At 69.8% G+C, this 6,023-nt stretch carries 7 protein-coding genes; 2 read left to right on the top strand and 5 right to left on the bottom strand.

Translation table 11 applies throughout. From position 1 onward, the window contains the following. Positions 1–187: 187 nt before the first annotated feature. Both ABZ646_RS10790 and ABZ646_RS10785 read right to left on the bottom strand, forming a co-directional pair. Complete coding sequence (locus tag ABZ646_RS10790; protein ID WP_360515784.1) at positions 188–415, bottom strand: DUF397 domain-containing protein; 228 nt, start codon at positions 413–415, stop codon at positions 188–190. A gap of 3 nt (positions 416–418) precedes the next feature. Further along, positions 419–985, bottom strand: coding sequence for a DUF5753 domain-containing protein (locus ABZ646_RS10785; protein WP_360515781.1), 567 nt, complete (start codon positions 983–985; stop codon positions 419–421). 32 nt (positions 986–1,017) lie between these two features. On the opposite strand from ABZ646_RS10785, the gene ABZ646_RS10780 reads away from it, so the two are divergent. Together ABZ646_RS10780 and ABZ646_RS10775 are read left to right on the top strand one after the other, a co-directional pair. Beyond that, on the top strand, positions 1,018–1,572 hold the full coding sequence (locus ABZ646_RS10780; protein ID WP_360515778.1) for an ABC transporter permease: 555 nt from the start codon (positions 1,018–1,020) through the stop codon (positions 1,570–1,572). Between the two features lie 61 nt (positions 1,573–1,633). Further along, on the top strand, positions 1,634–2,728 hold the full coding sequence (locus tag ABZ646_RS10775) for an ABC transporter substrate-binding protein (RefSeq protein WP_360515775.1): 1,095 nt from the start codon (positions 1,634–1,636) through the stop codon (positions 2,726–2,728). A gap of 63 nt (positions 2,729–2,791) precedes the next feature. On the opposite strand, the gene ABZ646_RS10770 is transcribed toward ABZ646_RS10775, so the two are convergent. From ABZ646_RS10770 to ABZ646_RS10760, 3 genes are read right to left on the bottom strand one after another with little or no spacing between them, the layout of a single operon-like run. Then, on the bottom strand, positions 2,792–4,066 hold the full coding sequence (locus ABZ646_RS10770) for a hypothetical protein (RefSeq protein ID WP_360515772.1): 1,275 nt from the start codon (positions 4,064–4,066) through the stop codon (positions 2,792–2,794). A gap of 38 nt (positions 4,067–4,104) precedes the next feature. Next, the gene (locus ABZ646_RS10765; RefSeq protein ID WP_360515769.1) at positions 4,105–5,373 is read right to left on the bottom strand and encodes a HAMP domain-containing sensor histidine kinase; all 1,269 of its coding nucleotides are present in this window, start codon (positions 5,371–5,373) and stop codon (positions 4,105–4,107) included. Continuing rightward, positions 5,364–6,017 (bottom strand): response regulator transcription factor, encoded by a 654-nt coding sequence (locus ABZ646_RS10760; protein ID WP_360515766.1) that lies wholly within the window; start codon positions 6,015–6,017, stop codon positions 5,364–5,366. The genes ABZ646_RS10765 and ABZ646_RS10760 overlap by 10 nt, the downstream gene beginning before the upstream one ends. Positions 6,018–6,023 lie beyond the last annotated feature (6 nt).

The raw sequence follows: 6,023 nt of genomic DNA, 5'->3' as shown, positions 1-6,023 counted from the left end.
TGGCAGACGCGCTAGCTTGAGGTGCTAGTGCCCTTTATCGGGCGTGGGGGTTCAAGTCCCCCCTCGGACACCATCTCAACCAAGAAACCCCTGCTGAGCAGGGGTTTCTTGGTTTTCCGGGGTGCGTGCGGGCGACCACCTCCCGGTGGCTCCGGCCGCACCCGCTCGTGATGTCTCGGAGGTCTGCTCAGCCGCGGCGGCCTATTCGGCCGTCGCCGAGGGCCAGCGTCGCGGTGAACGCGGAGAGTGCCGGCCGGCCGAGCAGCAGGGCGGGCCCGTACGGCCGCTTGCTGTCACGGACGGCGACCGTCGCCTCGTCGACGATCCCGCATTCCACGCAGTCGGACTGTGATGCGGACGCCGAGGACTTCCACCAGGTCACCGGCAGAGTCGACGCGTCGTCAGCGTGCTTCATTCCTTATTCGTTCTTCCTTATCTGGGTGATCAGTTCCACCGACGCCTCGACGGACTCGGCGGCAGACGTGAGGCGTTGCCACGCGGCCCGGTGCGTGGAGACCCGATCACGTTCCTCGATGTACAGGGCGGAGGTCAGCCCTTCCTGGTGGACGACGTCCAGGTCCGTGTGCGGACCGAAGCCCAGGATGCTGAAGGTGCCGGTCAGCCCGGCGTGGAGGGGAGCGTCCGAACGCAACACCTGGATGTTGATGTTCGGGCGCCGCCCCATCGTAAGCAGGCGCCCCAACTGCTCGTACATCAGGGCGGGATCCTCGGTGGTGGAGCGCAGGGCCTGTTCGGAGATGATCGCCCAGAGCGCCAGGGGGTCGCTGTCGCGGGTGAGGACGGCCTGGCGTGCGAGCCGTACTTCGACCAGCGCGTCGACCCGTGCCTCGACCGCCTCGGACATGGCGGTCGCCCGGATGATCTCGCGGGCGTACTCCGCGGTCTGGAGCTGTTGACCTCTTCCGGCACGGCACCGAGTTCGGATCCTTCTACGCGAACATCTGGACGACGATCCAGGAGGCACTGGTCGGCTTCGCCCTCGGGGCCGTCACCGGTGTGGTCTTCGGTGTCGCGCTGGGGCAGAGCCGCTTCCTCGCCGACGTCCTCGGCCCCTACATCAAGATGGTCAACGCGATCCCGCGGATCGTCCTCGGCTCGATCTTCATCGTCGCGTTCGGCATCGGGGTGCTGCCGAAGATCCTGCTCGCCGCGGTGCTGGTGTTCTTCATCGTCTTCTTCAACGCCTTCCAGGGCGTGCGCGAGGTCGACCGCAACATCCTCGCCAACGCCAGGGTGCTCGGCGCCTCCCAGTGGCAGATCATCCGGCACGTCACCGTGCCCTCCGCGCTCACCTGGATCATCGCCAGCCTGCACAGCGCCTTCGGATTCGCCATCGTCGGCGCGTTGGTCGGCGAGGTGCTGGGCGCGCAGAGCGGCCTCGGGCTGGTCATCAAGACCGCGCAGAACAACTTCGACCCCAACGGCGTGTTCGCGACGATGCTCGTCATCTCGGTCATCGTGCTCGGCGCCGAGTGGGTGATCGGCAAGCTGGAGCACCGGTTGCTGTCCTGGCGGCCGCCGGCCCCCTCCGAGGCGGCCAACGCGCTCTGACGCGCCTCCTCCCCTCCCCCGCTCCTCCCTGTTCGACCTCAGCAAAGGAATGTGGCCAGCCATGTCCAGACGACCCGTCGCAGTCGCCGCGTCCGTCCTCACCGTCCTCGCCCTCGGCGCGGTCAGCGCCTGCTCCGGCACTTCGAGCAGCAGCTCCGCGAGCAGCGGCTCGGGCGGCACACCGACCGTGAAGCTCATGGTCGGCGGCATCGACAAGCAGATCTACCTGCCCTACCAGCTCGCGCAGAACCTCGGCTTCTACAAGAAGTACGGCGTCGACGTCCAGCTGAGCACCGAGCAGGACGGCGGTGTCGGCGCCGAGGAGGCCATGGCCTCGGGGCAGGTCGACATGGCCGGCGCCTGGTACAACCACACGATCGAGTTCCAGGCGAAGGGCAAGGCGGTCGAGGACGTCGTCCAGCTGTCCGGCGCGCCGGGCGAGCGGGAGATGTGCACCAAGAAGTCGGGCGTCACCTCGGGCGCCGACTTCAAGGGCAAGACCCTCGGCGTCACCGACCTGGGCTCGGGCACCGACACGCTCACCCAGTTCCTGGCCGCCAAGAAGGGCGTCAGGACCAGCCAGTTCCACCGCATCGGGGTCGGTGCGGGCTCCACCGCCATCGCCGCCCTGCAGAACGGCAAGGTCGACTGTGTGATGACGACACAGCCGACGGTCGCCGCCATCCAGAAGAAGGGGGTCGGGACCTCCGCGATCGACCTGGCCACCACCCAGGGCGCCACGGCGGCCATGGGCGGCGCCTATCCCGCGGCCAGTGTGCTCGCCCGTACCGACTGGGTGGACTCGCACAAGGACACGGTGCAGAAGGTCGTCGACGCGCTCGTCGCCACCATGCACTGGATCAACACGCACAGCGCGGCCGACATAGCGAACAAGCTGCCGGCGTCGTTCGTGTCGAACCAGCTGGTGACCAAGGCCGACTACATCACCGCCCTGACCGAGGACAAGGGCCAGTTCCTCCCCGACGGCATCATGCCGGCCGGTGGCCCGAAGACCTCGCTGGCCACGGAACAGCTCGTCGGCAACGTGAAGGGTTCGGTGGACCTCGGCAAGACGTTCACCAACGACTTCGCCCTCCAGGCCAACAAGACGGAGGGCTTCAAGACCACCACGACCCCGGCCGGGCCGACCGGCTGACCGCTCGCCGGACAGGGGGCCGCTCGGGTGACAGCCACCGGAGCGGCCCCTGGCAGAGCGTGATCAGCGCATGTCCGTGAGGAGGGTGCGGAGTTCGGCCTCCTGACGGGCCGGGGGCATCGGCGGGTTCGGGTGGTCGATGCCGAAGGTCTTCAGGACCTGGTCCATCTGGGCGTCGAGGAACGTCCAGCCGGTGTTGTCCAGCGGCTGCAACGTGGCCTGGTCGGCGTCCCAGAGGTCGCGCAGCGACTGGGCGGCCGCGTGGGCGCCGCTCGCGTTCCCCGACTGCGCGTCCTTGAGCGAGGTCGATGCCAGGGCCCGCAGCGCGTCGACCTTCGTGGCCGGGAACTTCTTCACGGCCTGGCCGGGGGCGAGGTGCACGGTGGAGGTGGCGTCGGTCTCCGGCGCCGGTCCGACGTGCGGCTGGCTGTGCGCCCAGCCCAGAAGGGCCCCGGTGGCGACGGCGAGGAGGCCGAAGCCCGCCAGGGCGACGCGCTCGCGCCGCGGGTCGGCGGTGATCTGCGGGGTGTGTGTGGCGTCGTAGGTCTCGGTCACGTCGGAGCGGGTCACCGTCAGGTAGACGACGGTCGCCAGGATCAGGCCGAGGAAGATCAGGCTGGTGGTGAAGGTGCCCATCGCCAGGCCGGTCGGCTCGCCCGGCGCGGCGACCTTCGGGGAGGCGAGCCAGTCGCCGATGTTGGCGCCCAGCGGGCGGGTCAGGATGTAGGCGAGCCAGAAGGACAGCACGGGGTTCGCGCCGAACTTCCACAGCAGCGTGACCGCCGCGATGAGGCCGAGCGGCAGCAGGACCGAGACTTCGGGGCTCCAGCCGGTGAGCTCCAGGGTCCAGTCGCCGGTCGCGGTGCCGAGGGCGAAGGTGACCAGAACGGTGAGCCAGTAGAACGACTCACGCGGCAGCGTGTTGACCGAGTGGATCGAGAGGGTGCGCTCGCGCAGCCACCACGCGCCGAAGACCACCGCGAGCAGGACCGAGAACACCGTGGTGCTGATCCACAGCGGGACGTTGAGCTGGTCGGTCAGGATGTCGGTGTACAGCGTGCCCGTGACACTGACGACGACCACGGTCAGCCAGTACGGGAACGGTACGTACCGCTTCAGCCGCAGCTGGACGGCCAGGACCACGACGAACACCGCGGTGAAGATCCAGGCCGTGTTCACCAGGCCGACGCCCAGTTTCATGTTGATCCAGTCGGCGAAACTCTCACCGACGGTCGTGCACAGGATCTTGATCACCCAGAACCAGACGGTGACCTCGGGAACCTTGTTCAGCATCAGCCGCCCGCTGCGGTGCGTGCGGGCTTCGCTCGTCGTTGTCATGCGCCGAGGCTGGCTCGCCCAACCTGCACACAACCTGACTACGCGGCCGCCTCCGGCGTGGGGAAGGTCACCTCGACGCGACCGTGACCAGCCGCGATCGCACGGACCGCCACTCCGGCGGACGCGGCGAGCCGCTTGACCACGGCCAGCCCCAGTCCGTGCCCGTCGCCGCCGGTCACGCCCGCCTCGAAGACCCGGTCGACCTCCGCCGGGTCGAACCCCGGGCCGTCGTCGAGGACATCGATCACGACGCCCTGGGGCTGCACGCGCCCCGTGACCCAGACGCGCGAACTCGCGTGCCGCAGGCCGTTCTCCAGCAGGGGTGACAACACGGCCACGACGAGTTCCGTGGCCACGGCGACGTCGACGTCGGCCGGGACGGCGAGTTCGATGGACCGACCGGCGACGGCCTGTCGCGCCGCCGCCCGGAGATCGCAGCGGGTACCGCCGTCGATCCGGGTCCGGGCGGCACCGAGAATCGTGGTGATCGCTGTGTTCAGGCGGTCGACCTCGGTCAGCACGGCCTGAGGTGCCACCTGGTGGCCGGAGAGCTGCGCCAGCTGTGCCTCGCCCCGCAGGGCCGTCAGGGGCGTCCGCAGCTCGTGGGCGATCTCGTCGGTGAGCCGGCGCTCGTCCGCGAGCGCGTTGTCCACGCGGTCGAGCAGGCGGTCGAGCGTTCGGCCGAGCTCCCCGAACTCGTCCCGGGGCACGCCGAGGTCGAAGCGGCGCCCGGGTTCGTGCTCGCCCCAGTCGTCGGCGAGCGCGGCCATGTCGTGGACCACCCGCAACGCGCGGCCCACCACGAGGTGCGCGACGACACCGGCCAGCAGGATCGCGATGCCGCCCAGGATGAGCGACATCGTGAGGCTGCGCTGCTCCGACGTCTCGTACGGAGTCAGGTCGACCCGCACGACCACCATGACGTGGTGGCCTTGCTGGCGGATCGGCTGGGCGTACAGCAGGTCACTGCCGACCGTGGTGGTCCGGGACCGCCCGGAGCCGACCAGGGCGTCGACGCGGTCGCGAACGCCGGCCGGCACGAGTCCGTCGACGAGGTGCCCGTCGGCATACACCCACGAGACCGTGTCCAGTGCTTCGTTGCCGCCCTCGATCAGCACGACGCGGCCACCGCGGACGGCCACGTTCGCCGCCGCCGCTTCCGCGCGGGTGTGCGCCAGAGCGTGCGCGTCGGCGTCGGTCACCCGGCTCAGCAACACGTGGGAGACCACCACCAGGACCGCGACCACCGCTGTCGCGATCAGGACCGCGAGCGCGACGACCCTCCCGCGAAAACCCGTCACTCCCATCGGTAGCCCACCCCGCGGACCGTCGCCAGGCGGTCGGCGACGCCCAGCGCACCGAGTTTGGTCCGCAGCCGGCGAACGAAGGAGTCGAGGGTGTTGTCGCTGACCTGCGCGCCGTGCGGCCAGCCCGCGGCGACGAGGGCGTGGCGGCGTACCGCGTCACCCTGTGCGGCGATGAGCCTGCCCAGCAGCCGGAACTCGGTCGGTGTCAGGCTCTCGCTCGTCGAACCGTAGGTCACGACATGTTTCGCGGGGTCGAGAACGACGCCCCTCGGCGGGGTCGTCGCGGTTGTCCTGCGCAGCAGGGCGCGGACCCGCACCAGCAGCTCCGGGATGTCGAACGGTTTCGTCATGTAGTCGTCGGCTCCCGCCTCGAACCCCCCTACCTTGTGGTGCATGCCGTCCAGCGCGGTGAGCATCAGCACCGGGGCGTCGACGCCACGCGAGCGCAGTGCCAGGCAGACGTCGCGGCCGTCGGCGTCGGGCAGCCCCAGGTCCAGGACGACCAGGTGAGGGACCGGATCGAGCCGGCGCAGCAGGCTGTCCGCGGTGGCGGCGACGGCGACCGTGTGGCCGTCGTGCTCCAGCGCACGCTTGAGCACGTCGCGGACCGCCGCGTCGTCCTCGCACACCACGATGAAAGCCACCGGGGG

Origin of the sequence: Streptomyces sp. NPDC007162, assembly GCF_040634175.1 — a bacterium.
GTDB lineage: Bacteria > Actinomycetota > Actinomycetes > Streptomycetales > Streptomycetaceae > Streptomyces.
Note: the sequence above shows the minus strand (reverse complement) of the source record. Positions and strands in the feature narration are given on the sequence as shown.